The organism is Arthrobacter sp. CDRTa11 (assembly GCF_026427775.1).
In the GTDB taxonomy this organism is placed as follows: domain Bacteria; phylum Actinomycetota; class Actinomycetes; order Actinomycetales; family Micrococcaceae; genus Arthrobacter.
Genome location: NZ_CP044532.1, coordinates 2,854,094 through 2,879,845, shown reverse-complemented (window position 1 = coordinate 2,879,845; position 25,752 = coordinate 2,854,094). Strand labels below are relative to the sequence as shown.

The window sequence follows — 25,752 nt, the reverse complement described above, 5'->3', positions numbered from 1 at the left end:
CCGCTGTAGCTAGGGGTGGATTTTGCTGCCTCCGATCTTAGCCTCCGTTTGGGCGCCACTGCCGATGGTGAGAGAATTGAGGCAAGCCTTTGGAGCGTGATCAATCAACCGTGACCCTTGAAAACCATGCCGGACAGTCCGTGCCCGGAGATCGTGAAAGGTTCTCCGGGGACCCGGAAGTCCACAGCATCACGGATGCCGCTGCGGCCCATTCGGAGGACATGCACGAGCGCATGGTCAAGTACGCGCTGGCCATGGGAATCCGCATGGTGTGCCTCATCCTGATCTTTGTGGTGGATGGATGGTTCAAAATCGTTATGGTTGCCGGAGCGGTTTTCCTGCCGTGGATTGCAGTGGTCATCGCCAACGGCAGCGACAAAGCGGAAATCCACAGCGATTCGCTCCTCGACTCCGCTCCCCTGGCTGAACTCGAGCGCGGCGTGGCGGAATCGCCCGCCGACGAGGACCCCGTCTCGCCAGTGCTCCAAGGCGAAGTCATTGATGATAACGACGACGACGAACCACACAACGGACAGGAACGGCGCGCTTCATGAACATTTTCGACCTGGCTGCAGGGACGGATCCCGGGCCGGCCGGGCCTGCCATGTGCTCCCGGAAAGCCTGCCGTTCGAATGCCGTCTGGCAGCTCCTCTGGAACAATCCCAAGATCCACACTCCGGAACGGCGGAAGATCTGGCTCGCCTGCAACGAGCACCGTGCCTGGCTTGAGGACTATCTCCAGACGCGTGGGCTTTGGAAGGACACCGTAGCCCTGGCTCCCGAGGCGGAGGCCGGACATGCCCCTGCAAGGCAGGACGGCTGAATGTACCGGTTCCTCTTTTCCAGCAAGTGGCTGGGCTACCTCCTGCTGGCCGCCCTTTTCGCGGCGGCCTGTGTCTTCCTGGGGCGGTGGCAGATGGACCGCAGGGCTGAAACCCTTGCAGAGATCAACCGGGTGGTCTCCAATTATTCGGCAGCCCCCATTCCCTTCGCTGACGCGAGGGACGACTTCATCAGTCTGGATCCGGAGAAGGAATGGACTCAGGTTGAACTGAAGGGCCGCTATGACGTCGCAGGCCAACGGATTGTCAGGAACCGTCCGCTGAACGGCCAGCCGGGTTATGAGGTAGTGGTTCCGTTCAGGCTTGATTCGGGCGAGACAGTGGTCATCGACCGCGGATGGCTGCCCATTGGCAACAACAATCCGGGCAGCCCCGACTCGGTCCCGGAACCGCCCTCCGGGGAAGTGACTGCCGTTGTCCGGCTCAAACCAGGTGAGCCGCAGCTGCAGCGCGGGGCCCCGGCCGGGCAACTGGCCTCCATTGACCTTCCCACCTACTCGGCTGAGCTGGGCTATCCCCTTCTGACCGGCGCCTACGGGCAGCTGGCCAGCGAGTCGCCGCCAGTGGCTGACATGCCTTTTCCCTTCCCCATGCCCTCCACGGAGGAGGGGACGCATCTGTCCTACTCGCTGCAGTGGTTTGCCTTTGGAGTCCTGATGTTTGTGGGCTTCGGCTATGCCGCCAGGCAGCAGGCCCGTAACGCGGCGATCGACGCGGAAGAGGAAGCGGAGGACGGAATTGACTCCGGTAGCACAATGCACTCGGCGGCCCGCCGTCGTCCCGCCGTTGCCCGTAAACGCAGGAACGCGACGTCGGAGGAAGAGGAAGACGCCATCCTGGACGCGCGGGGCATGTAACGGATATCCGTCCCCGTTCCCACGGCGGCCGCAGCCGCCGCGGGGTTACTATGACGGCATGAGCGAGAATCCAGCCGAAGATGACCCGCCGGTACGCGATGACGAAAGCCCGCGGGAATTCCTCGCTGATGCCCTTTCGCCGGTAGTGGATCCGGACGTTGAGGCGGACCGGCCGAGCGCGCCAGGAGAGCCTTCCGAGTAAAAACCTGAATCAAATGTTGCGCAGGTCACATCGATTGCCTAGTCTGGGTGAGGCCGCAGCGTCGCGGCCACCCCTAACGAAGGGCAGCGTCTTGACCGACAAGCTCAGTATTCTCGTTCGAGTAGACCTCGATTCCGCCCGCGCCCAGGTTTCCACCCGAGGCCATGTGACCACCAAAAGCATCCAGGCCCTTTACGTTGTGGTAAAGCGAGCCAACGCCCTCCGGGAAAATCTTGACCTGGAAATCGACATGACCCACGCCTGGGTTGAGCCGGACGCGCTGGAGCAACTGAACAAGTGCTCCCGGACGCGTCACCTGCCCGTGCAGATCGATCCCTACCAGGCGGACTGCAGGCTCCGGGTGGTACCGCCAAGCACTGCAGTCATGACTGCACCGGCCATGAGTGCACCGGCTTCGGCCGCGACGGCCGGGACACTGACACAAAGGACGCCAACCAGCATGGCACGAACGAAGATGGCTGGCCTGGCTGCCTGAGCCCCGCTGAGAGCCTAGGCCAGTGTGATGAGGTCCAGGTAGTCCTCGTTCCAGAGGTCCTCGACGCCGTCCGGCAGGAGGACTACCCGCTCCGGATTCAGTGCTTCCACTGCGCCTTCGTCGTGGCTGACAAGGACCACGGCGCCGCTGTAGTTGCGCAGGGCGCCCAGGATCTCGGCGCGGCTGGCAGGGTCCAGGTTGTTCGTGGGTTCGTCCAGCAGAAGCACATTGGCGCTGGAAGCCACAATGGTGGCCAGGGCCAGGCGGGTTTTCTCACCACCTGAAAGGACGCCGGCCGGCTTGTCGACGTCGTCCCCGGAGAACAGGAACGAGCCAAGGATGCCGCGGACTTCGGCGTCCTGCATGTCCGGCGCTGAAGAACGCATGTTCTGCAGGACGGTCCGGTCGACGTCCAGGGTTTCGTGCTCCTGGGCATAGTAGCCCACCTTGAGCCCGTGCCCAGGGATGATGTCTCCGGTGTCGGGCTTGTCCACGCCGGCGAGCATGCGCAGCAGGGTGGTCTTTCCGGCGCCGTTCAGGCCCAGGATAACCACCTTGGAACCGCGGTCGATCGCCAGATCCACATCGGTGAAGATCTCCAGGGAACCGTAGGACTTGCTGAGGCCTTCTGCCGTCAGCGGGGTCTTGCCGCAGGGTGACGGATCCGGGAAGCGGAGGGCGGCCACGCGGTCGTTTTCGCGGACGGCTTCCAGCCCGCTGAGCAGCCGCTCGGCACGCTTGGCCATGTTCTGGGCCGCAACTGCCTTGGTGGCCTTGGCCCGCATCTTGTTGGCCTGGTCAAACAGGACCTGGGCCTTCTTTTCCGCGTTGGCGCGTTCCCGCTTGCGGGCTCGTTCGTCGGTCTCCCGCTGGGTGAGGTAGCGCTTCCAGTCCATGTTGTAGAAGTCGATCTGGGCGCGGTTGGCGTCGAGCAGGAAGACCTTGTTGACGGTGGCTTCCAGGAGCTCGGTATCGTGGCTGATGACAATGAGCCCGCCCTGATGGTTTTTCAGGAAGTCGCGGAGCCACGCGATGGAGTCCGCATCAAGGTGGTTGGTAGGTTCATCCAGCAGCATGGTCTCGGCGTCGGAGTACAGGATCCGTGCCAGTTCAACACGCCGGCGCTGCCCACCAGATAGCGTCTTAAGCGGCTGGTTCAGGATACGGTCCGGCAGTGCCAGGTTGGAGCAGATGGCGGCGGCTTCGGCCTCAGCGGAGTAGCCGCCGGCGGCCAGGAACTCTGATTCCAGCCGGTCGTAGCGGTTCATCGCCTTGCGCTGGACGTCGGCGTCCTCGCTCGCCATCTCATCGTGCGCCTGCCGGAGCTTGCCGACGGCGATGTCCAGCCCCCTGGCAGCCAGGATACGGTCGCGGGCAAGCTGCTCCATGTCCGGGGTGCGGGGATCCTGCGGAAGGTAACCGATCTCTCCGGTGCGGGTCACTTTGCCGGCGGCTGGAAGTCCTTCACCGGCCAATACGCGGGTCAGGGTGGTCTTGCCTGCTCCGTTTCGGCCCACGAGGCCGATCTTGTCTCCCTTGTCGATGCGGAAGCTCACCTGGTCCATAAGGAGCCGGGCGCCGGCGCGCAATTCAAGATCCTGGACGGTAATCACAGCAGGTAAGGCCTTTCACAACGGGGAACGCCACGGCTCAACGGATGTCGTCTGGGATGAGGGCATCTGGAAGAAACGGGCAGATTGGCCAGAGAACGGCCTTTACAAGTCTACCGGCCGCAGCTTCACTGCATAACCGCCCTGCCGCCGTCGTGATTTCCGTGGCCCGGAAGGCCGCCTGGCCGCCGGTACGTCACGGCTCGAAGTGCATTGCCCTGGGCGGTCCTGCAACCCCGGCGACGACGCCACCGGCAACATCATGCAGCTTCTCGTTTCGGGTGCTTGAAACGCGACGCAGGATATCGAAGGCTTCTTCGCCCGTGCAGCGGTTCTGCGCCATGATGATGCCACGTGCCATGTCGATGGTGGTCCTGGACTCCATGGCCGAGGCGAGGTCATGGGCGCGCAACTCGGCGGCGGCGATCCTGAGGCCCAGGCGGAGCGCACGCGCGGCCACGTCACCGAAGCGCTCAGCCTCGTCGATCGTTTCCTGGGTAAAGACGCCCCTCTCGGCAGCGAAGAAATTCAGGACGGCCGACGCATTGCTGCCCACTTCCAAGGGGATGCCCAGGGCGCTGTGAAAGCCCTTATCCCCCAGTTCTTCACGGAACTCCGGCCAGCGGGCATCGGATGATACATCGCCCAGCAGTACCGGGACGCCTGTCCGCACCGCCAGCAGGCACGGCCCGTCTCCGAGCCGCTGTTCGATGCCGTCCAGGAGGACCGCATCATCGCTGCTACCGGCGATCGTCGCGGAGCGCTTGCGGCGCCGAAGCGTAACGGCACACTCAATGCGTGTGTTCGTGGCGCGGGTCATTGCAGCGGCTGCCCGACCCGTCATGCCCTGGAGGAACCCTTTGATGTCTTCCATGTCGGCAACAAGGTCCTGCAGCCGTTCGACGTCGTCCATCTCTTCAGGTGTATCCATAGTGGTCAATCTATTGGAGCAGGAGTGCGGCTACAACAGCGGCCCACTGCAGCAGGAAACGCGGCAGGCCTGCCGACTCCCGCAACCCCTGCCGGCCCGGGATTTTGACATCCCACACCTCACAAATTGCAGCAATGCCGTTGCCGGTCTTGTGGGGTGCGGGTAGCAGAAGCAAGGATTGGTTATGGAAGACCTGCGGCACACGGCGAGGATCCTGCTGCAGCGGGATGATGTGGCCTTGACTGACCTCTGGATCCTGTACTGGAACCACGGTGGGGATTGCCATCCCTTTGATTTTGATGCCTTTATCCATGAACTGTTGCCGGTTGCCTGGTTCGACATGAACGCCCTGGCCTCGGCGGTTCATGAGCTGGTTCTGGAAAACACCGGCTGAAGCTTCCGCACACATACCTTGGGTGTCCGTGCCGGGACACTGCCTTGGCCCCGGACGTTTTTGTGGGCTGCCATCAGGTGCGGGACCCGCGGTTAGTAGGTTGCCTACAAAATGGCCGCTTTCCTGGGCCGGTAACGTCAGGATGACCCCTATCCCCGCTTGTATACCCCCGACAGGACTTCCATGAGCAAGACTGACACTGCTGTCTCCGGCACCGCCGCCCGTGAACGCACCCGCTGGAACGCCACGGACCTTGGGCTGATCGCCGTTTTCGCCGCGCTGGTGGCAGCATCAGCCATGATTCCCGGCATCGCCGCCAATGTCTTCGGCGTTCCCATCACCTTCCAGACGCTCGCCGTGATGCTCACCGGACTGATGCTGGGCCCTGGACGCGGCTTCGCCGCCGTCGGCCTCTACACGGTCCTGGGGCTGGCTGGACTGCCGATCTTCAGCCAGGGCCGCAGCGGCCTGGGTATCCTCGCCGGACCGTCAGCAGGCTATATCATCGCCTTCCCCATCGCCGCGGCCGTGGTCGGCTGGCTGGCAACAGTGGTTATCCGCCGCACGTCGCGTGCCAGGGCGCTGTGGTTCTTCGCCGCAGCCACGGTAACCAGCATTGTTGTGGTGCACACCCTCGGGATTGCCGGGATTGCCCTGAACACCAAGGCGACCCTGGGCGAGGCCTTTGTTGCCGACCTCATCTTCTACCCCGGCGACGTCGTCAAGAACGTCCTGGCGGCAGCGATCGCGGTTGCCCTGCACCGGGCCTTTCCTGACCTGCTGGTGCGCCGCGTTAAGCGGATCGCGGCGTAGGGTTACCAGCCATGGCCAGCATTTCATTCCAGCATGCCAGCGTGGAGGTGGCTGTAGAAGGCCGGAATGAGTCCAAAGCACTCCTCCGGGACGTCACGTTGGACCTGACTGAACAGCGGATCGGCGTTATCGGGGCCAACGGCTCCGGCAAGTCCACGCTGCTGCGCCTGATCAATGGGCTTGTCCAGCCAAGTTCGGGCTCGGTCAGTGTGGACGGCGCCGATACTGTCCGGGCCGTCCGTGCTGTTCGCCGGCAGGTCGGGTTTGTTTTCACCGATCCGCTGTCGCAACTGGTGATGCCCACAGGACGCGAGGACGTTGAACTGTCATTGCGCCGGCCGGTCCGCAACGGACAGGAGCGGCGCCGCCAGGCGGAAGCCGCCCTGGACCGGTTCGGCATCCTCCCGCTCGCCGACCAGAGCATCTACGAGCTCTCCGGCGGAGAACGCCAACTGATGGCACTCGCGGCCGTTCTGGCCGTAAACCCTTCGGTACTGGTACTGGATGAGCCTTCAACGCTGCTGGATCTGCGGAACCGCGAGCTGCTGCGGCGTACGCTGTCGGCTCTTGACCAGCAGATCATCATGTCCACCCATGACCTGGATTTGGCACTGGAAATGGACCGTGTGCTGGTGGTCGAAGCAGGCCGGGTGGTGTTCGACGGCGGCCCTGCCGAGGCGGTGGACGGGTACCGGGCGCTTTGCGCCAACGGCCTGGCATCCCCGTGAGGGGGCATGGCTTCCTGCTGGCCAACTATGTTCCCGGCAACTCAGTCATCCACCGGGCACCGCTGGCAGCCAAGTTCCTGCTGGTCATCGGCTGTGGCCTGTCGTCGTTCCTGATTGCCGACTGGCTGGCGTCCGCCGCGGTCCTTGCCGTGATGTGCGGGCTGTTTCTCCTGACCGGCGCGGGTGCGCTCAGGCTGCTCGCCGCCATCCGGCCGCTGATCCTGGTACTGCTGGTGATCGGCCTGTTCCAATGGTGGCAGCTGGGTGGCCCCACCGCCGCACGCATTGTCCTGAACATCCTGGTCTGCGTGGTTGCGGCGTCCCTGCTGACAGCCACCACCCCGATGCAGCGGCTGCTGGACGGTGTGGTTTCCCTGGCCAGGCCCTTCCGCCGCTTTGGCGCCGACCCCGAGCGCTTTGCCCTCACCATCGCCATCATGCTGCGGAGCATCCCCTACATTGCCGGCGCGTTCGCCGACGTTCGGGACTCCGCCCGTGCCCGCGGGCTGGAGCGCAACCCCCGTGCCCTCGTGCTGCCCGTCATCATCACCACCGTGGCGTTCGCGAGGCAGACCGGCGAGGCACTGGCGGCCCGCGGACTGGGCGAGCCCGAAGAATGAGGGCTGAAAAGCGGCCGCTGAAAACGGACAGCCTGAAAACCCTGAACAGCGTGAAAACCCGAACGCGCTTGATCAGCCGGCAAACTTCTCATACTGCAGCAGTGCCGCGGTACCCATGCCGCCGGCAATGCTGATTATGGCCAGGGCCAGGCAGCCTGCCTCGGCTTTCCGCCTTGCCTGAGCCAGCAGGCGCGTCACCAGCACGGCCCCTGACGCCCCGTACGCATGGCCCAAAGCCAGCGCACCGCCGTCGTGATTCACCAGAAGCGGATCAACGCCAAGGTGGTCAAGGCACGCAAGTGCTTGCGACGCAAAAGCCTCATTGAACTCCACCAGGCCCAGCGCCGCGACAGACAAAGCCCTGGCCGCAAGAAGCTTTTCCGCGGCCATCGCAGCCCCGATTCCCAGCAGCCGCGGTTCCACACCCACAGTCTCAGTGGCCAGAACCAGCAGGCCGTCCGGCACGCGCAATTCCCGTGCACGCTCCAAGGACGTGATCACGACGGCGGACGCCGCATCCGCGTCGAAGCATGAGTTCCCGGCGGTGACAGTTCCCTGATCCACAAAGGCTGCCGGGAACCTGCCCAGGACGCCGGCAGTCAGCCGCGGACGTGGGCCGTCATCAGTACTGATGGTCCCGGACGACGTTTCCAGCGGAGTGATTTCGCCGGTAAACAGGCCCGCCTGGACTGCTTCGACTGCCCGTTGATGGCTCCGCAGGGCAAAGGAATCCTGGCTCTCCCGGCTGACCGAAAACCTGGCTGCGACGTTCTCGGCAGCCACACCCATGTCGGGGTCACCAAAGCTGTGCGGCACAAACTGCGCCCGGGAAAAGAAGTCAGGCCCGCCGTCGTCGTTCCGGTGTGCGCGCAGCGGCGCGGTGCTGATGCTTTCCACTCCCCCGGCCAGATAGACGGGACCGCCCCCGGCGGCCACCAGCCTGGAGGCCAGCACGATGGCATCCAGCCCCGAGCCGCACTGCCGGTCCACGGTGACGCCCGGGACGCTGACAGGAAGGCCCGCCTCCAGCAGGGCGAGCCGGGCCACATTTCCACCGCCGCCCACCGCGTTGCCGATCACAACATCGGTGACGGCCCCGGACGGAATGCGGCTGTCAGCAAGCAGCTGAGCCAGGACAGGCGCCAGCAGCTGGTGTGCCCGCAGCTCCTTCAGGGCCCCGTTCGCGCGGCAGACTGGGGTGCGGCGAGCACCGATGATGACTGGCTGCCGGTCTTCGGGAAGGAGATCAGTGGCCAAGGTGCCGGGCCCTTTGGTCCTGCGAGCCGATCCATTCGAGGAACATGTTCCGGCTGACCTTGCCGCGATCGGTGGTGGGGAGTTCGGTCAGCGCAAAATACTGCAGGGGCCGTTTATCCCGGGACAGGATGTTTTCCAGTCCTGCCCTGAGCTGCGTGGCCGTGATTCCGCCGTGCGAGGGCAGGACCCCGGCCACCACCCGCTGACCCCTGAGGTCGTCCGGCATCCCGGCCGCGACCGCAGCGGCGACGCCCGGCACGGAAGCCAGCGCAAGCTCCACCTCGTGCGGATAAACGTTCTTTCCGGAGGTCAGGATCATGTCGGCGCGGCGGCCCAGGATGTGCAGTTCACCATCCGCCAGGTAACCCTGGTCCCCCACCGTGTACCAGCCGTCGAAAGAGCGCAGGGCCTCGCCGTCGTCACCCCAGAGGTAGCCGTTGCTCACCATCGGGCTGCGCACGCAGATATTTCCCGCGGCGCCATCCGCCAGGGGCGCTCCGGCGTCGTCCAGGATCCGTACCTCCACACCGGGAAACGGGTGTCCGATCCCGGTTCCGCCGGCATCAGGCAACTCTCCCGCAGGGAGGCCTGTCCCCGAAACGAAGCTGAGTTCGGACGCGCCATAGTATTCGAAGATGGTGGCATGGGGAGCCCAGCGGCGGGCCGCTTCCAGCGTACGCGCGTCGAGCTTCGAGCCGGCGCAGATGATGGTGCGGACACCGGACGCATCAACACAGCCTGTCAGCCCGCGCTCGCTCAGCAGCCGAAGCATGGTGGGAACCAGCACCAGCCGGGTCACGCCGTCGTGCGCTATGGCAGCGTGAACGTCACCAACATCGAAATGTTCGAGGGTCTGGAATTCCGAACCGGCGTAGAGGCACTCGGCCAGGGCGTAGAGGTTGAGGCTGGCAGCGAGCGGGCCGGGCGCCAGCGTCACGTCGTCCTGCCGGAGGCCAAAGAACTCGATCGAGGCGTCAAAGGACTGCTGCCAGGACCGCCGCGACCTGGTGAAGGCCTTGGGCACCGAGGTGGTTCCCGAGGTGAGCCCGATCAGGAAGGTGGAGTCGGGTGAACCGTCAGCCAGCGGGTCTTCCCCGGACACGGCAGGCGGTTGCTTGGATACGCGGAGCCGCTGATGGATCTCCTCGCGCAGCAGGGCCGGCCACGCCGGATCCAGGACGGCGCATTGCCGTTCCCCCGCAACACCCGCCGCGAACCTGATGGCGAAGTCCACAGAGTTGGCCTCAGCAAGGACCGTTACGCCAGCAGAACCGGCCACTGCTGCTGCGGCGGCATCCCGGAGTGTCAGCCAGTCCAGGCGTTTGCCTTCGACCACGACGGCGGTGTCGTGCGGCCGCTCTTCGGCCCAGCGCTGGATTCTGTTCAAGAAAGGCATCAGATCAACTTTACCGGCCAGACACCGGCTGCCACCCAAGCGCGAGGACTATTGTGACTCTATGAGTTTCAATGACAATGTCCAGCTGGACCCCTCGCAAGTGCAGGACCGCCGTGGCATGGGCCGCGGGGCTAAAGTGGGCGGTGGCATCGGGGGCGGGCTCATCCTCCTGGTCGCCTTGCTTCTCGGCGTGAATCCGCAACTGCTGGAGGGGCTGGGCGGCGCGGCGCCCGATCCGCAGAGCCAGGGTACCGCGCCCGCGTGCAAAACGGGAGCCGACGCGGACGCACGCCTGGACTGCCGGATCACCGGGACTGTCAACAGCCTCAACGCTTTCTGGCCCGGTTACCTCCGGAACTACAACGTGCAGTACCCCCAGCCGGAAACGGTCATCTTCGACGACGCCGTCAGCACCGGTTGCGGGACGGCGTCCAGCGCTGTGGGCCCGTTCTATTGCCCCGCGGACACCACTGCCTACTTTGATCCCGGATTCTTCCAGGACCTGGTGGACAGGTTTGGGTCCTCGGGCGGCCCCCTGGCCCAGGAGTATGTGGTTGCCCACGAGTTCGGCCACCACATCCAGAATGTGCTGGGATACCTTGACCGCGCCCAGCAGGATCCACAGGGGCCTGAATCGGGCGCTGTCCGCGTGGAACTCCAGGCCGACTGCTATGCCGGCCTCTGGGTCAAGCATGCCTCCACCCAGCCGGGACCCGACGGCCAGCCCTTCCTGGAGCCCATTACCCAGCAGGATCTGAACGACGCCCTGTCGGCAGCATCGGCAGTGGGCGATGACCGGATCCAGCAGGCCGCCACTGGAAGGGTGACGCCGGAAGCCTGGACCCATGGATCCAGTGAGCAGCGGCAAAAGTGGTTCTCCCTGGGGTATCAGACCGGCGACATCAACCAGTGCGACACGTTCTCGGCGGCCACCCTCTGATCCACCGTACTGGTCCTTAAATCCGTACTTATTCTTAAAGCCGGACTTCTTAAAACCGGACGACAACGGACGGCACCTTCGCTGGGAAGGTGCCGTCCGTCGTCGTACTTGCGTGAAGGGTCAGATGTTGAAGCCGAGGGCCCGCATCTGGTCCTTGCCGTCGTCGGTGATCCGCTCCGGACCCCATGGCGGCATCCATACCCAGTTCAGGCGCCAGTCGTCCACGATGCCGTCCAGGGCCTTGCCCACCTGCTCCTCGATGACATCGGTGAGCGGGCAGGCGGCCGTGGTCAGCGTCATGTCGATCAACAGGGCGCCGTCGTCGTCTGAGTACTTCAGGCCATACAGCAGCCCGAGGTCAACGATGTTAACGCCGAGCTCGGGGTCGATGACGTCCTTGAGTGCTTCTTCGACGTCTTCGAGGCCCGTGCGGGCCGAATCGATTTCGGTCATGGCAGGTCCTTACTAAGCCTGTGCCGTTGCTGCGGCGATGGAGGCAGCGCCGGCGCCCTTGGCGTAGCGGTCGTAGCCTTCTTCTTCGAGGCGGTCAGCCAGCTCGGGGCCGCCTTCTTCGACAACCTGGCCGTCAACAAACACGTGGACGAAGTCCGGCTTGATGTAGCGCAGGATGCGCGTGTAGTGCGTGATGAGCAGCGTGCCCATGTTGCCCTCGGCGTGTGCGCGGTTGACACCCTCGGAGACGACCTTCAGCGCGTCGACGTCCAGGCCGGAGTCGGTCTCGTCCAGGATGGCGAACTTCGGCTTGAAGAGTTCCAGCTGCAGGATCTCCACACGCTTCTTCTCGCCGCCGGAGAAGCCTTCGTTGACGTTGCGCTGGGCGAAATCGGCATCGATGCGCAGCTTCTGCATGGCATCCTTGACTTCCTTGGTCCAGGTGCGCAGCTTGGGAGCTTCGCCGTCGATGGCGGTCTTGGCGGTGCGCAGGAAGTTGGTCATGCTGACACCGGGGACCTCCACGGGGTACTGCATGGCCAGGAACACGCCGGCGCGGGCGCGCTCGTCAACGCTCATGGCCAGGACGTCTTCGCCGTCGAGGGTGATGGAGCCGCTGGTGACGTTGTAGCGGGGGTGGCCGGCGATGGTGGAGGCCAGCGTGGACTTGCCGGAGCCGTTGGGTCCCATGATGGCGTGGGTCTGGCCGGTCTTGATGGTCAGGCTGACGCCCTTCAGGATCTCCTTGGTGCCCTGCTCAGTGTCAATGCTGACGTGCAGGTCCTTGATCTCAAGAGTAGACATGTGTCTTGTTCTCCTTTGCCCCGCGCCTTCCGGCTGCGGTGCGGTCTTAGTCTGGAAGTTGGTTCTGTTGCTGGTGCTGTTGTTGTTTGCCTCAGGCAAGGTGGCTGCTAGCCAAAGTTGGGGGCTTCCGCGCCGTTGACCACGTTGGTGAAGTCCACGTAGACCTCATCCCCGACGATCTCGACGGCGAACACCGGGACCGGATCATACGCCGGAAGCTGCAGCGGTTCCCCGCTTCTCAGGTCGAACTGGGAGCCGTGGCCCCAGCACTCGATCATGCAGCCTTCCACCTCGCCCTCGGACAAAGAGATGTCCGCGTGCGAGCAGGTGTCGCCGATGGCGTGGATCTCGCCCATGGAGTCCTTGACGATGGCTACGGGGTAGTCATCGATCAGGATCCGCAGCGCCTGCTTGAGCTGGATTTCATCGACCTTGCAGACGAATTCGCCCTTTGGCTGGTCAGTCATCTGTAGTCCTGTGCCGTCTAGTTGTTGGTCACGGCGAGCTCGCGCTCAACAGCATCCGTGAGCCGCTCTTCGAGGGCCGGAACCTTGATCTGCTGGATGATCTCGTAGAGGAAGCCGCGGACTACCAGGCGGCGCGCAACATCCTCGGGGATGCCGCGGGCCATGAGGTAGAACAGGTGCTCGTCGTCCAGGCGCCCCGTGGCGCTGGCGTGGCCGGCACCCTTGATCAGGCCTGTTTCAATTTCCAGGTTCGGAACCGAGTCGGCGCGCGCGCCGTCGGTGAGCAGAAGGTTGCGGTTGGCCTCGTAGCTGTCGGTGCCTTCGGCTTCCTTGCGGATCAGGACGTCGCCAACCCACACTGCGTGCGCGTTCCTGCCCTGCAGGGCGCCCTTGTACAGGACGTTGGAGGTGCAGTTGGCCACAGCGTGGTCTACGAACAGCCGCTGCTCCAGGTGCTGGCCGGCGTCGGCGAAGTACAGGCCGAACATTTCAGCCTCGCCGCCGGGGGCGGTGAAGCGGGCCGAGGGGGTCACCCGGACGAGGTCTCCGCCGAGGCTGACCACCACGTGCTTGAGCTTGGCGTCACGGCCGATTTTCGCCTGCTGGGAGGAGGCGTGGACGGCGTCGTCGTTCCATTCCTGGAGGGAGACAACGGTGAGGTCGGCGCCGTCTTCAACAACGATTTCAACGTTTTCGGAGACCACAGCCGAGCCCTGGTGATCCAGGACCACAACAGACTTGGAGAACTTTTCAGCCACGATCAGCAGGTGCTGGGCGGCCGCTTCTGTCGACTGGCCGGTGATGAGGACCGAGATTTCCGTATCAGCCTCGAACTCGGCCGGGACGGTGATGACGGTGGCTTCGCTGAAGTTCTCCCAGGCGTTGGCGGACACACGGTCCTCCGGGATGCCGGCAGAACCAATGCGTTTGTCACCGCGGGCCACCGTCTCCACCTGGATCCGGTCCGGGCCGCTGACGGTAACGGCCGGAGCCGCCCCCGCGAGGACTTCGCTGTGAAGTCCGCGCAGCCGCTTGAGCGGCGTGAACCGCCAGTCCTCTTCCAAGCCGGTGAGCGGCTTGAAGTCGGCCAGGTTGTACGAGGTCAGGCGGCCGGCGCGTGAGCTGTCCGGGATACCAACGCCGCCGCCATGTGAATGGCTCTTAACCGCTTCACCTGCAAGCGGGGCCTTGGAGGCGGCCGCGTTGATCGGTGACAGGCTTTCGCCCTCTTCGGTGAAACCGTTAATAAACGGCTGGGCTGAGGGCGCGCCGATGCGCGCCTTTTCAGTAGTGATTTCAGTCATCGTTATCCGACGGACCCTTCCATCTGCAGTTCAATCAGGCGGTTCAGCTCAAGTGCGTACTCCATCGGGAGTTCGCGGGCAATTGGTTCGATGAAGCCGCGGACGATCATCGCCATGGCTTCGTCTTCGCGCATGCCGCGGGACATCAGGTAGAAGAGCTGCTCTTCGCTGACCCGTGAAACGGTTGCTTCGTGGCCCATGACAACGTCATCCTCGCGGATGTCGATGTACGGGTAGGTGTCCGAGCGGCTGATGGTGTCCACCAGCAGGGCGTCGCAGCGGACGGTGTTGGCAGAGTGCTTGGCACCTTCGCGGACCTGGACCAGTCCGCGGTAGGCTGCACGGCCGCCGCCGCGGGCAACAGACTTGGAAATGATGGAACTCTTGGTATTCGGCGCGATGTGCACCATCTTGGAGCCGGTGTCCTGGTGCTGGCCGGCGCCGGCGAAGGCGATGGACAGGGTCTCGCCCTTGGCGTGCTCGCCCACCAGGTACACGGCCGGGTACTTCATGGTGACCTTGGAACCGATGTTGCCGTCAACCCATTCCATGGTGGCGCCTTCTTCGCAGATGGCACGCTTGGTCACCAGGTTGTACACGTTGGTGGACCAGTTCTGGATGGTGGTGTAACGGACGCGGGCGCCCTTCTTGACGATGATTTCCACCACGGCGGAGTGCAGCGAATCCGAGGTGTAGATCGGAGCCGTGCAGCCTTCGATGTAGTGGACGTAGGAGTCCTCGTCGGCGATGATCAGCGTGCGCTCGAACTGGCCCATGTTTTCCGTGTTGATGCGGAAGTATGCCTGCAGCGGAATGTCCACGTGGACGCCCTTGGGGACGTACACAAAGGATCCGCCGGACCAGACTGCGGTGTTCAGGGAAGCGAACTTGTTGTCGCCCACCGGAATGACGGTGCCGAAGTACTCCTGGAAGATCTCCGGGTGCTCGCGCAGTGCCGTGTCGGTGTCCAGGAAGATAACGCCCTGTGCTTCCAGGTCTTCACGGATCTGGTGGTACACAACTTCGGACTCGTACTGTGCGGCCACACCTGAGACCAGGCGGCTGCGCTCAGCTTCCGGGATACCCAGTTTTTCGTAGGTGTTCCGGATGTCCTCGGGCAGGTCTTCCCACGTGGCGGCCTGCTTCTCAGTGGACCGGACGAAGTACTTGATGTTGTCAAAGTCGATGCCGGAGAGGTCTGCACCCCAGGTGGGCATGGGCTTGCGGTCGAAGTACTTCAGGCCCTTCAGGCGAAGGTCCAGCATCCATTGCGGCTCGCTCTTCTTGTCCGAAATATCGCGGACAACCTCGTCGCTGATACCGCGGCGGGCGTTGGCGCCGACATCGTTCTTGTCGGACCATCCGTACTCGTACGTGCCGATGCCGTGAAGCTCAGGATTCTTTTCCAGAATCTCCGAGATCACAGTGTCTTCGGCTACCGCTTTCTCTGATAGTTGGTCCGTCATCACGGCCTTTCTTGCTGATGGTTGTTTACTTCATTCAGGCTGGCGGGGGCGGCTACCGGGATTTGGGGTCCCATAGCAGCCAGCCTGCCTGTAGGTATGTGGGTGGTACAGACGTGTCCGCCGCGTGCCAGGGTGGACAGACGGCGCACGTCCACGCCTACGAGCCGGGCAAAGACCTCGGTCTCGACATCGCAGAAGACGGGGAAATGGGCTGCCAGCTGCTGGATGGGGCAGTGCCCCTGGCAGAGCTGGACGCTGGAAAGCGCCGCGGGCAGCGGGGCTTTGGCCTCGATCGAGGCGGCCGACGCCACAAAACCGTCCCGGCTGAGGGCGGCGGACAGCGCACGGGCCCGGGCGGTGATATCCGGACCGGCCTTTTCGATCTCCGGCGCATACCGGCGCTCCATGTCAGCAAAACGCTCGACGGCGAATTCCCGCACCGCTGCTTCGCCGCCCATTTGCTGGAGCTGCTTGAGTGCCAGGGTGGCGATATCCAGGTAGTCGTTGCCGAGAGTCGATTGCCCTTGGGAACTGAGGACGTACCGGCGGGCCGGCCGGCCCGCTCCGGCACCGGCCCTGGCCACGCGCTTGACCTCAATGACACCGCTGCGGGAGAGGTGATCCAGGTGACGGCGGACGGCGGCCGGGGTAAACCCGAGCATGTCACCGAGCTCGGCCGCGCTGATGGGCCCGTGCTCCAGGACGGCGCCCAGGACACGGTCCCGGGTGCGCTCGTCCGCGTCAGCCACCGGCACGGCAGCGAGATGGCCGCCCTCGGTGGTCCGCGGCGCCCCGTGCCCGGCAAAAGGCACAGCAGAAGCATTGGTCATGGAATACACAACACAATCATGTCGTAATTTAGTCCCCCCTTCCAGTAAGGTGAGGCTGGCCTGCGTATGGCATCGAAACAAAACCGGTGCAGTACTACATCGCGTAGAATGCTGGGGTGCGTTCCCCCAAATCCCCGGTTCTGTCCATCAGCGGGTTAATTAAGGATGTTGGTCCGCTGGCCGCCCTGGATGGAAAAATGCTCCGTGTGGTCAGCGGTGTTTCGCTGGTTGCTGAGCGGGGCCAGGTTACTGCCCTCCTTGGCGCGAACGGCGCCGGAAAAACCACCACCATTGAATGCGCCCAGGGCCTTCAAAAGCGCAGCGGCGGGACTATTTCCCTGCTGGGCGAGGATCCCGCCCGTGCGGGCGCCGAACTCCGCTCCCGGGTAGGGATCATGCTCCAGGACGGCGGCCTCCCGCCGTCGGCCCGTCCGATCCCCCTGCTGAAACACATCGCGGGCATGTATTCGCGCCCACGGCCGGTCCATGAGCTGGTGGAGCGGTTGGGGATCGACGGATTCAGCCGGACCACCGTCCGCCGCCTTTCCGGCGGACAGAAGCAGCGGCTGGCACTTGCCGCGGCGCTGATCGGAAACCCCGAGGTCCTGTTCCTCGACGAGCCCAGCGCAGGACTTGATCCCCAGTCCCGGCAGCTGGTGTTTGAACTGATCTCGGAGCTGCGGGACGGCGGGATGGGCATCGTCCTGACTACCCACCTGATGGACGACGCCCAACGGCTGGCGGACTACGTCTACATCATCGACGCCGGCAGGAACGTGGCGGAAGGCACTGTGTCCCAGCTGCTCCAGCGGGATCCCGCTGTCGAGGACGGCGTTGACCACGTGCGGACGCTCTTCTTTGAGGCCCCTGCGGGCCTGGACTTTGCCGGTGTCCTCCCCGAAGCCATCGCGGTCAGTGAGACGCGTGCCGGCAGCTACGTCGCCACCGGAGCCCTCACCCCCCAGGATCTTGCCTCGTTGGCAACCTGGTGGGCCGCCCATGGTGTGATGCCCGGTTCCATGAGCCTTGAGGCGCGCAGCCTCGAAGACGTTTTCCTTGACATTTCCGGAAAGGAGATCCGATGAACGGTCTGCCCACGGTTACCGTCCCGGCATCCCCGGGCAACCGCTCCGCGTCGCCGCCGGCTGCCGCCCCGCTGCTTCGCCGCATCCTGCTGCAGGGCAAGTACGAGTCCCTGACCATGATCCGCAACGGCGAACAGCTCATCCTGGCAGTTGTGCTGCCACTCCTTGCGTTGGTTGGCCTGACGGTCACCCCGTTGCTCGACGGGCTGGGGGCGAGCCGGATCAACGTGGCAGTCCCGGGCATCCTGGCGCTCTGTGCCATGTCCACGGCATTTACGGGCCAGGGAATTTCCACAGGGTTCGACAGGCGCTACGGCGTGCTTCGGTTCCTCTCCACCACTCCGCTGGGGCGCGTCGGCCTTATCGCCGGCAAGGTGCTGGCGGTCCTTGTGGTGCTGGCCCTGCAGATCGGCGTGGTCACGGCCGTTGCCCTGCCGTTGGGCTGGCAGCCTCCCGCCGCGGGCTGGCTTCCCGGCATTTCCCTTCTTGTCCTGGGCGCCGCGGCGTTTACCGCACTGGGACTTCTGGTTGCCGGGACGGTACGGCCCGAGGCCACGCTGGCCATCACCAACCTGCTGTGGATCCTGCTCGGCGCCCTGGGCGGGATAGTTATCCCTGCCGTACGGCTCCCGGACGCGGCACAGGCAGTGGTGCATTACCTGCCTTCCGGCGCCCTGGGCGAAGCCTTGCGCGAAGCATTCCTGCACGGCACGCTCAATGGCGGCGCCGCGCTTATCCTGCTGTCCTGGACCATCCTTGGCGGGGCCGCAGCCATCCGTTGGTTCAAGTGGAATTGAGATATTCGTGAGCACGGCTTCACGCCTCCCCCAGTTCGCCGGCCGCCTCATCGCAGGTTTGCCACGCACCGTCGATACCCGTGTCCGCCGCCTTGCGGTGGCATCCCTCATCGGCCAGACCCTCCTGGTGGTCACCGGCGGCGCTGTCCGGCTCACGGCGTCGGGCCTTGGCTGTCCCACCTGGCCGCGCTGCACTGACACGTCGCTGGTGAACACCCCGGAAATGGGCATCCATGGATTCATCGAGTTCGGTAACAGGCTGCTGACCTTTGCCCTCGCGGCAGTGGCGGCGCTCATGCTGGTCTACCTGTGGAACCTTCGCAAGGAACGGCGGGACCTCTTCCTGCTGGCGCTTGGCCTGCTGGCGAGTATTCCGGCGCAGGCCGTGATTGGGGGCATCACGGTGCTGACCAATCTCAACCCGTGGGTTGTCGGGCTGCACTTCCTCGTCTCGATGGCCCTGGTGGTGTTCGCCACGCTGCTGGTGAACCGGGCCTACGGCCGGACCGGGCGCTTTGCCAGCGCCCTGCTCCCCGCGCTGCCGGGCGTCCTGCGTCCGGTGACGGCCGCCGTCGCGCTTTTCTCAGCCGCTGCCGTGATGTTGGGCGTGGTGGTGACTGGGGCGGGCCCGCATGCCGGCGATGCCGACGCGCCGCGGAACGGGCTGGACTGGGACCTCTTCTCCCATATCCACGCCGTTCCTGCCTACCTGATCACCGCCGGAACGCTTTTTGCACTGGTGATCGTTTTCACACGGCGCATCTCCGGGCCCTTCAGGACGGCGGCGTTGATGCTGCTGGCTGTGACCCTGCTACAGGCGGTCATCGGCTTCACGCAGTACTACAACAGCATCCCTGCCCTGCTGGTCGCGGCGCACATGCTCGGTGCGGCGCTGCTGATGAGCGCAGCAACCAACGCGGCCGATGTGGCCCGGTCCAGCCCGGTCAAGTAGCCAGGCGACACCCCTCCCTCAGATCCTGCGCAAACGGAAACCCTCACGCACTGAATGAACTTGAAAGTGCGAGAGGGTTTCCGTTTTTTCTGCGAAAGGTGAGAGAGCGTTGGGTCTGGTTGGCTTTAGCCCACGATGGCGGAGCCGACGAAGGGGTCGACGGCCAGTGCGATGAAGAGCAGCGTCAGGTAGCTGATGGATCCGTGGAACACCTTCATGGCCCGCTTGTCCGGGATGTCCTCGCGGTGGGCGCGGATGTACAGGGAGTGCGATTCGTACAGGAACCAGGCGCCGGCCACTACCGCTGTCACGGTGTAGACCCAGCCTGCCCCGCCTGCCGGAACCATCAGCAACGAGCAGGCCACCATGGCCCAGGCGTAGAGGACCACCTGGACCGAGACCACCTTGGCGCCGGCGATGGCACCAAGCATGGGAACGTTGGCGTTGCGGTAATCCTCGCCGTAGCGCATGGACAGCGGCCAGTAATGCGGCGGTGTCCACAGGAAGATGACCATAAAGAGGATCACCGCCGGCCACTCCACCGAGTTGGTGACGGCAGCCCAGGCGATCAGGACCGGAAAGCAGCCCGCGGCCCCGCCCCACACAATGTTTTGCGCCGTGCGCCGCTTCAGGATGATGGTGTAGATGACCACGTAGAAGAAGATGGCGGCCAGTCCCAGCCACGCCGCCAACGGGTTGGCGCCGAACCAGAGGATCACGATCGCGGCAACGCCCAGCAGCCAGGAGAAGATGAGTGCTTCACGGGGCGTCACCTCGCCCGTGACCAGGGGCCGGTTCTCGGTGCGATGCATCAGTTTGTCGATGTCCCGGTCAATGTAGCAGTTGAAAGCTCCGGCGCTGCCAGCGGCAAAGGCACCGCCCACAAGCGTGGCCAGGATGAGCCCGACGGACGGAAAACCCCGCTCGGCATAGATCATGGTGGGCAAAGTGCTCACCAGCAGCAGTTCGATAACCCGGGGCTTCGTGAGGGCGAAATACGCCTTGGCCTTGCGGGCCAGCCCTGCTCCCCCTCTGGCCCGGGAAGCGTTCAACGGCGTATCGGTTGTGCTCACGGTGGCAGTCACCCGTTCTGTTTGGCAGTTCTGTCTGCTGTGCAGCTGTCATTGCGGCCGTATTCCCCGGGCTACTCCACGGAAAGGACGATTCCAGGAGTTCGGGCAACGGCCGAAGGTTTCCGTCAGCCCTGATCAGGGCCGGGCAACCCGGCATAAGCCTTCCCTATCATACCGTGCCTGCACCGGATGGACGGCGCCGCTTTAGGCCCAGATGATCGTGCGCAGGCTGTTTCGATCAGATTAAGTCAGCGGCCCGGAACAGTGATTCACATAAGGGGAAATTGCGTCCACTACGTGAGATTTGCGCTGACCGGACAGTGGAATGGAGCTAAGCTGTCACCAGATCAGCACGCAGCGGGAGAAGCAGTGGAAAACGCATTCCCACCATGCCGGCGACTGAGTGATAGATCAACGTTTCGATGGTGAACGGCTGGTACACACCGCAGCGGGCACCACAGCGTGCCCCCGACCGGATCCGGTGTACCGCCCGCCATCAGCACAGAGAGGGGCCCGGTTTTCGTGCCACATTTGGAAGAGCAAGAACTGTCATGGACCAGCTTGGACCAGCGCGCCGTGGATACCGTCCGCGTTTTGGCCGCGGACGCTGTGGAGAAGGTGGGCAACGGCCACCCCGGAACCGCCATGAGCCTTGCGCCCGCCGCATACCTTCTCTTTCAGAAGCTCATGCGCCACGATCCGCGGAATCCTGACTGGCTGGGACGTGACCGTTTCATCCTGTCCCCCGGCCACACGTCACTGACGCTGTACATCCAGCTGTTCCTCTCGGGCTACGGCCTGGAGCTGAAGGACCTTGAGGCCCTGCGCACCTGGAATTCCCTCACCCCGGGGCACCCGGAATACAAGCACACTGCCGGTGTGGAGATCACCACCGGCCCGCTGGGCCAGGGACTCGCGTCCTCCGTTGGCTTCGCGTACTCACAGCGCCGCCAACGCGGACTGTTCGATGCCGATGCTGCCGCCGGCACCAGCCCGTTCGACCACACCATCTGGGTTATCGCCTCCGACGGCGATCTCCAGGAAGGCGTAACCGCCGAGGCTTCCTCGCTGGCCGGCCACCAGGAGCTGGGCAACCTGGTCGTTATCTACGATGAGAACCACATCTCCATCGAGGACGATACCGACATCTCCTTCACCGAAGACGTCCTGAAGCGCTACGAAGCCTACGGCTGGCACACCCAGCGCGTCGACTGGACCAAAACCGGCGAATACAAGGAAGACGTGCAGGAGCTCTACTCGGCACTGCTCGCCGCCAAGGCCGAGACGTCCAAGCCTTCCATCGTCTCGCTGCGCACCATCATCGGCTACCCGGCCCCGAAGAAGCAGAACACGGGCAAGATCCACGGTTCCGCCCTCGGCTCCGAGGAAGTAGCGGCACTGAAGGAGGTCCTGGGGTTCGATCCCGCGAAGTCCTTCGAAGTTGACCAGGACGTCCTGGCCCACGCCCGCGCCGTGGTGGACCGCGGAGCAGCTGCCCGCAAGGAATGGGAGGAATCCTTCAACTCCTGGCAGGCGTCCAACCCGGAAGGCGCCGCGCTCCTGCAGCGCATCGAAGCCCGCGAACTGCCTGAAGGCCTGGACGATGCACTGCCGGTCTTCCCAGCCGGCAAGGACGTGTCCACCCGTGCCGCATCCGGCAAGGTGCTCAACGGTCTGGGCCCGGTCATGCCGGAACTCTGGGGTGGCTCCGCTGACCTCGCCGAATCCAACAACACCACCATCGAGGGCTCGCCGTCGTTTGTGCCGGCGTCCAAGCAAACTGATGCATGGTCCGGCAACCCGTACGGCCGCGTGCTCCACTTTGGTATCCGTGAGCACGCCGCGGCAGCCATCGTGAACGGCATCAGCCTCCACGGCAACACCCGGTCCTTCTCCGGCACCTTCCTCATCTTCAGCGACTACCAGCGCCCCGCCATCCGGCTAGGTGCCCTGATGGGCGTCCCGTCGCTGTACGTCTGGACCCACGACTCCATTGGCCTGGGCGAAGACGGTCCCACCCACCAGCCGGTGGAACAGCTTGCCTCTCTGCGCGCCATCGTGGGCCTGGACGTTGTCCGCCCGGGCGACGCCAACGAGGTGGCCGTGGCATGGAAGACCATGCTGGAGAACCACGAAAACCCGGCCGGCATTGTGCTGACCCGCCAGAACATCCCTACCTACGCCCGCGGCGAAGGCAAGGCCGACGGCGACACGTTCGGTTCGGTTTCCGGTGTGGCCAGGGGCGGCTACGTCCTGGCTGAGGCGTCCAAGGACGGCGCCACCGTTCCGGCCGACGTTATCCTCATTGGCACCGGCTCCGAAGTCCAGCTTGCCGTCCAGGCACGCGAAGCGCTCCAGGCTGAAGGCATCGCCGCCCGCGTCGTCTCCATGCCTTGCGTGGAGTGGTTCAACAAGCAGGATGCCGCGTACCGCGAATCCGTACTTCCGGCCGGCGTCAAAGCCCGTGTATCCGTCGAAGCCGGGCTCGCCCTGGGCTGGAGGGAATTCGTCGGCGACGCCGGCCGTTCCATCAGCCTCGAGCACTATGGCGCTTCCGCCGACTACAAGCGCCTTTTCCAGGAGTTCGGCATCACGGCGGAGGCTGTCGCCGCCGCTGCCAAGGACTCCCTCGCTGGCCTGCAGGCCTGAACCCTATTCCAGGAGATACAAAAAATGACTACCCCCACTCAGCAGCTCTCCGACGCCGGAGTTTCCATCTGGCTCGATGACCTTTCCCGCAGCCGCCTCGAAACCGGCACGCTGCGCAAGCTCATCGAAGAGAAGAACGTTGTTGGTGTCACCACCAACCCGTCCATCTTCCACGCCGCGATCACCTCGGGCACGGACTACGACGCCACGATCGCGGCCCAGGCCGAGGCCGGTGCCAGCATCGAGGACACCATCTTCGAGATCACCACCACGGACGTTGCCGACGCCTGCGACCTCTTTGCACCGGTCGCCGCCGCAACCAAGGGAGTTGACGGCCGCGTTTCCATCGAGGTGGATCCCCGCCTGGCATGGGACACGGCCGGCACCATCGCCGAAGCGAAGCACCTTTACAAGAAGGTCAACAAGGACAACGTCCACATCAAGATCCCGGCCACCCTCGAGGGCCTGGAAGCGATCACGGCCACCCTCGCCGAGGGCATCAGCGTCAACGTGACCCTGATCTTCTCGCTCGAGCGCTACCGCGCTGTCATCAACGCCTTCCAGCTGGGTCTTGAGCAGGCCAAGGAGAACGGCCACGACCTCTCCCGGATCCACTCGGTGGCCTCGTTCTTCGTTTCCCGCGTTGACTCCGAAATCGACAAGCGCCTTGACGCCATCGGCACCGACGAGGCCAAGGCACTCAAGGGCAAGGCCGGCGTGGCCAACGCCCGCCTGGCCTACCAGGTCTACGAGGAACTCTTCGCCACGGAGCGCTGGGCCCTGCTGGCCGACGCCGGTGCCCTCCCCCAGCGCCCGCTGTGGGCTTCCACCGGGGTGAAGGATCCGGCCTACCCGGACACCCTGTACGTGACCGAACTGGTTGCCCCCGGTGTGGTCAACACCATGCCAGAGAAGACGCTGGACGCCACGTTTGACCACGGCGTCATCACCGGTGACACCATCACCGGCCGCTACGCCGAGGCCAACGCAACCCTTGACGCGCTGGACGCCCTGGGCATCTCCTACAACGAAGTCGTTGCGCTCCTCGAATCCGAGGGCCTGGACAAGTTCGTGGCCAGCTGGAAGGAACTTTTGGCTGACGTTGAAGGTGCCCTCGCCTCTGCACGGAAGGCTTCCTAGTCCATATGAGTACTCTCAGCTACGACGCCACCGGTGCCGCACAGCGGGCACTTGAACAGCACCTGCCGGTCCTCGTCGAGGAGCGCATTGCCACCCGGATCTTTGCCAAGGACCACACCCTGTGGGGTCCCGACGCCGAAGCCGAGTCGGCAGTCCGCCTCGGCTGGGTTGAGGCAGCCACCGTCTCGCAGCCCTTGGTTCCAGGCATCCTGGAACTGCGCGATGCCCTCAGGGCCGAAGGTGTCACCCGGATCGTGCTTTGCGGCATGGGCGGATCATCGCTTGCCCCCGAGGTGATCGCCGGCACCGCTGGCGTCGAGCTGACCGTATTGGACAGCACCGACCCCGACCATGTCAGTGCAGCCCTCGCGGACCGCCTGGCCGAGACCGCCATTGTGGTTTCATCCAAGTCCGGTTCCACCCTGGAAACCGACTCCCAGCGCAGGATTTTCGAACACGCCTTCAACGAGGCCGGCATCGATGCCAAGAGCCGGATCATCATTGTTACCGATCCCGGTTCCCCGCTGGACAAGGCATCCCGTGAAGCCGGCTACCGGGCCGTCTTCAACGCCGACCCCAACGTCGGCGGCCGCTACTCTGCCCTCACCGCATTCGGACTGGTGCCCTCGGGCCTGGCCGGCGTGGACATCCAGGCCTTCCTGGACGAGGCCGAGGAAGCTGCCGAAATCCTGAACGAGGACGCCCCGGAGAACATCGGGCTGGCCCTCGGAACGGCCCTGGGCGGAACCAGCCCGCTGCGGGACAAGATTGTCATCGCAGAGGACGGCTCCGGCATTGTGGGCTTCGCGGACTGGGCCGAACAGCTCATCGCCGAGTCCACCGGCAAGCTCGGGACAGGTGTCCTGCCGGTCGTGGCCGGCCCCTCCTCGCCTGAGGTCACTTCCGGCGCCGAGGACGTCCTGGTGGTGCGGCTGGTAGCTGCTGACGCCGACGTTCAACTCGGTGAAAACGAGGTGGCCATTGCCGGCGGCCTGGCAACCCAGATGATGGTCTGGGAATTCGCCACGGCCGTCGCCGGACGGCTGCTGGGTATCAACCCGTTTGACCAGCCCGACGTCGAGGCTGCCAAGGTGGCTGCCCGCGGCCTGCTGGACGCCCAGCCGGAACCCACGCCCGCTGCGTTTGTTGACGGTGCCGTCGAAGTACGGGGCGGCGACTGGCTCGGCGACTCCGCCACGGCCGAGGACGCCGTACGCGCACTGCTGGCGACTCTTGCCGGGGACAGCTACCTCAGTGTTCAGGCATACTTTGACCGGCTCGCGTTCGCGCAGCTCGAGGGCATCCGGGACGAACTGGCAGCAGTCAGCGGCCGTCCCGTCACCTTCGGCTGGGGACCGCGCTTCCTGCACTCCACCGGTCAGTTCCACAAGGGGGGCCCCGCCATCGGCGTCTTCCTCCAGGTCACGGCGGCTCCCGCCACCGATCTGGCCATCCCTGACCGTCCCTTTACCTTCGGGGAGCTGATCTCAGCGCAGGCCGCCGGGGACGCCCAGGTCCTGGCCGGCCACGGACGGCCCGTACTGCGTCTGCACCTGACCGACCGCGCCGCCGGGGTGGCACAGCTGCAGGAGATTGTCGCAGCCCTTGCCGCTCGGTCAGCATCCGTCACTGAAAGCTAAGGCAAA

27 protein-coding genes are annotated in these 25,752 nt (G+C 64.5%); 16 read left to right on the top strand and 11 right to left on the bottom strand.

Features of this window, described 5'->3' with window-relative positions:
- Positions 1–110 precede the first annotated feature (110 nt).
- The 5 genes from F8G81_RS12880 (at position 111) to F8G81_RS12860 (ending at position 2,397) form a co-directional block, all read left to right on the top strand.
- Entirely contained in the window at positions 111–554 is a 444-nt protein-coding gene (locus tag F8G81_RS12880) for a DUF3099 domain-containing protein (RefSeq protein ID WP_267275128.1), read from the top strand.
- A complete protein-coding gene (locus F8G81_RS12875; RefSeq protein WP_267275127.1) occupies positions 551–823 on the top strand; it encodes a hypothetical protein in 273 nt (90 codons plus the stop codon). Before F8G81_RS12880 ends, F8G81_RS12875 begins: the two co-directional genes overlap by 4 nt.
- Positions 824–1,699 (top strand): SURF1 family protein, encoded by an 876-nt coding sequence (locus tag F8G81_RS12870; RefSeq protein ID WP_267275126.1) that lies wholly within the window; start codon positions 824–826, stop codon positions 1,697–1,699.
- 58 nt (positions 1,700–1,757) lie between these two features.
- Positions 1,758–1,901, top strand: a complete 144-nt coding sequence (locus F8G81_RS12865; protein WP_267275125.1) for a hypothetical protein — start codon at positions 1,758–1,760, stop codon at positions 1,899–1,901.
- Between the two features lie 91 nt (positions 1,902–1,992).
- Positions 1,993–2,397, top strand: a complete 405-nt coding sequence (locus F8G81_RS12860) for a hypothetical protein (protein WP_323809186.1) — start codon at positions 1,993–1,995, stop codon at positions 2,395–2,397.
- Positions 2,398–2,411: 14 nt separating this feature from the next.
- On the opposite strand, the gene F8G81_RS12855 is transcribed toward F8G81_RS12860, so the two are convergent.
- On the bottom strand, positions 2,412–4,010 hold the full coding sequence (locus F8G81_RS12855) for an ABC-F family ATP-binding cassette domain-containing protein (protein ID WP_267275124.1): 1,599 nt from the start codon (positions 4,008–4,010) through the stop codon (positions 2,412–2,414).
- A 193-nt stretch (positions 4,011–4,203) separates the two neighbouring features.
- On the bottom strand, positions 4,204–4,938 hold the full coding sequence (locus tag F8G81_RS12850) for a GAF and ANTAR domain-containing protein (protein ID WP_267275123.1): 735 nt from the start codon (positions 4,936–4,938) through the stop codon (positions 4,204–4,206).
- A gap of 184 nt (positions 4,939–5,122) precedes the next feature.
- On the opposite strand from F8G81_RS12850, the gene F8G81_RS12845 reads away from it, so the two are divergent.
- From F8G81_RS12845 to F8G81_RS12830, 4 genes are all read left to right on the top strand, one after another.
- Complete coding sequence (locus F8G81_RS12845) at positions 5,123–5,332, top strand: hypothetical protein (protein WP_267275122.1); 210 nt, start codon at positions 5,123–5,125, stop codon at positions 5,330–5,332.
- A gap of 183 nt (positions 5,333–5,515) precedes the next feature.
- Positions 5,516–6,145, top strand: coding sequence for a biotin transporter BioY (locus tag F8G81_RS12840; protein ID WP_267275121.1), 630 nt, complete (start codon positions 5,516–5,518; stop codon positions 6,143–6,145).
- Positions 6,146–6,156: 11 nt separating this feature from the next.
- Entirely contained in the window at positions 6,157–6,873 is a 717-nt protein-coding gene (locus tag F8G81_RS12835; RefSeq protein ID WP_267275120.1) for an energy-coupling factor ABC transporter ATP-binding protein, read from the top strand.
- Entirely contained in the window at positions 6,870–7,493 is a 624-nt protein-coding gene (locus tag F8G81_RS12830; protein ID WP_267275119.1) for an energy-coupling factor transporter transmembrane component T family protein, read from the top strand. The genes F8G81_RS12835 and F8G81_RS12830 overlap by 4 nt, the downstream gene beginning before the upstream one ends.
- Positions 7,494–7,565: 72 nt before the next feature.
- Here the strand turns inward: F8G81_RS12830 and F8G81_RS12825 are convergent, their stop codons facing one another.
- Both F8G81_RS12825 and F8G81_RS12820 read right to left on the bottom strand, forming a co-directional pair.
- Positions 7,566–8,750 (bottom strand): thiolase family protein, encoded by a 1,185-nt coding sequence (locus tag F8G81_RS12825; protein ID WP_267275118.1) that lies wholly within the window; start codon positions 8,748–8,750, stop codon positions 7,566–7,568.
- Positions 8,740–10,146, bottom strand: coding sequence for a class I adenylate-forming enzyme family protein (locus tag F8G81_RS12820; protein WP_267275117.1), 1,407 nt, complete (start codon positions 10,144–10,146; stop codon positions 8,740–8,742). Before F8G81_RS12820 ends, F8G81_RS12825 begins: the two co-directional genes overlap by 11 nt.
- A gap of 61 nt (positions 10,147–10,207) precedes the next feature.
- On the opposite strand from F8G81_RS12820, the gene F8G81_RS12815 reads away from it, so the two are divergent.
- Entirely contained in the window at positions 10,208–11,086 is an 879-nt protein-coding gene (locus F8G81_RS12815; protein WP_267275116.1) for a neutral zinc metallopeptidase, read from the top strand.
- A gap of 120 nt (positions 11,087–11,206) precedes the next feature.
- Here F8G81_RS12815 and F8G81_RS12810 read toward each other — a convergent pair whose 3' ends face one another.
- The 6 genes from F8G81_RS12810 to F8G81_RS12785 all read right to left on the bottom strand — a co-directional run bounded on the left by F8G81_RS12810 (position 11,207) and on the right by F8G81_RS12785 (position 16,419).
- Positions 11,207–11,539: a metal-sulfur cluster assembly factor gene (locus F8G81_RS12810; protein ID WP_267275115.1), complete on the bottom strand. Its 333-nt coding sequence runs from the start codon at positions 11,537–11,539 to the stop codon at positions 11,207–11,209.
- Positions 11,540–11,551: 12 nt separating this feature from the next.
- Positions 11,552–12,343, bottom strand: coding sequence for a Fe-S cluster assembly ATPase SufC (gene sufC / locus F8G81_RS12805; RefSeq protein ID WP_267275114.1), 792 nt, complete (start codon positions 12,341–12,343; stop codon positions 11,552–11,554).
- A gap of 107 nt (positions 12,344–12,450) precedes the next feature.
- Positions 12,451–12,810: a non-heme iron oxygenase ferredoxin subunit gene (locus F8G81_RS12800; protein ID WP_267275113.1), complete on the bottom strand. Its 360-nt coding sequence runs from the start codon at positions 12,808–12,810 to the stop codon at positions 12,451–12,453.
- Positions 12,811–12,827: 17 nt separating this feature from the next.
- Positions 12,828–14,114, bottom strand: a complete 1,287-nt coding sequence (sufD, locus tag F8G81_RS12795; protein WP_267275112.1) for a Fe-S cluster assembly protein SufD — start codon at positions 14,112–14,114, stop codon at positions 12,828–12,830.
- Between the two features lie 2 nt (positions 14,115–14,116).
- Complete coding sequence (gene sufB / locus F8G81_RS12790; RefSeq protein ID WP_066291204.1) at positions 14,117–15,580, bottom strand: Fe-S cluster assembly protein SufB; 1,464 nt, start codon at positions 15,578–15,580, stop codon at positions 14,117–14,119.
- Positions 15,580–16,419, bottom strand: a complete 840-nt coding sequence (locus F8G81_RS12785) for a helix-turn-helix transcriptional regulator (protein ID WP_416377050.1) — start codon at positions 16,417–16,419, stop codon at positions 15,580–15,582. The genes sufB and F8G81_RS12785 overlap by 1 nt, the downstream gene beginning before the upstream one ends.
- A 107-nt stretch (positions 16,420–16,526) precedes the next feature.
- Between F8G81_RS12785 and F8G81_RS12780 the strand changes: the two genes are divergently transcribed.
- From F8G81_RS12780 to F8G81_RS12770, 3 genes are read left to right on the top strand one after another with little or no spacing between them, the layout of a single operon-like run.
- Entirely contained in the window at positions 16,527–17,495 is a 969-nt protein-coding gene (locus tag F8G81_RS12780) for an ABC transporter ATP-binding protein (RefSeq protein ID WP_267275110.1), read from the top strand.
- Positions 17,492–18,292, top strand: coding sequence for an ABC transporter permease (locus F8G81_RS12775; RefSeq protein WP_267275109.1), 801 nt, complete (start codon positions 17,492–17,494; stop codon positions 18,290–18,292). The genes F8G81_RS12780 and F8G81_RS12775 overlap by 4 nt, the downstream gene beginning before the upstream one ends.
- A 7-nt stretch (positions 18,293–18,299) precedes the next feature.
- Entirely contained in the window at positions 18,300–19,244 is a 945-nt protein-coding gene (locus F8G81_RS12770; protein WP_267275108.1) for a COX15/CtaA family protein, read from the top strand.
- Positions 19,245–19,369: 125 nt separating this feature from the next.
- Here the strand turns inward: F8G81_RS12770 and F8G81_RS12765 are convergent, their stop codons facing one another.
- Positions 19,370–20,329 (bottom strand): heme o synthase, encoded by a 960-nt coding sequence (locus tag F8G81_RS12765; protein WP_267275107.1) that lies wholly within the window; start codon positions 20,327–20,329, stop codon positions 19,370–19,372.
- A gap of 519 nt (positions 20,330–20,848) precedes the next feature.
- On the opposite strand from F8G81_RS12765, the gene tkt reads away from it, so the two are divergent.
- The 3 genes from tkt to F8G81_RS12750 are packed head-to-tail and all read left to right on the top strand — an operon-like array spanning position 20,849 to position 25,746.
- Positions 20,849–22,966, top strand: a complete 2,118-nt coding sequence (gene tkt / locus F8G81_RS12760) for a transketolase (protein ID WP_267279208.1) — start codon at positions 20,849–20,851, stop codon at positions 22,964–22,966.
- 24 nt (positions 22,967–22,990) lie between these two features.
- Positions 22,991–24,106 (top strand): transaldolase, encoded by a 1,116-nt coding sequence (gene tal, locus F8G81_RS12755; protein WP_267275106.1) that lies wholly within the window; start codon positions 22,991–22,993, stop codon positions 24,104–24,106.
- A gap of 5 nt (positions 24,107–24,111) precedes the next feature.
- The gene (locus tag F8G81_RS12750) at positions 24,112–25,746 is read left to right on the top strand and encodes a glucose-6-phosphate isomerase (RefSeq protein WP_267275105.1); all 1,635 of its coding nucleotides are present in this window, start codon (positions 24,112–24,114) and stop codon (positions 25,744–25,746) included.
- Positions 25,747–25,752 lie beyond the last annotated feature (6 nt).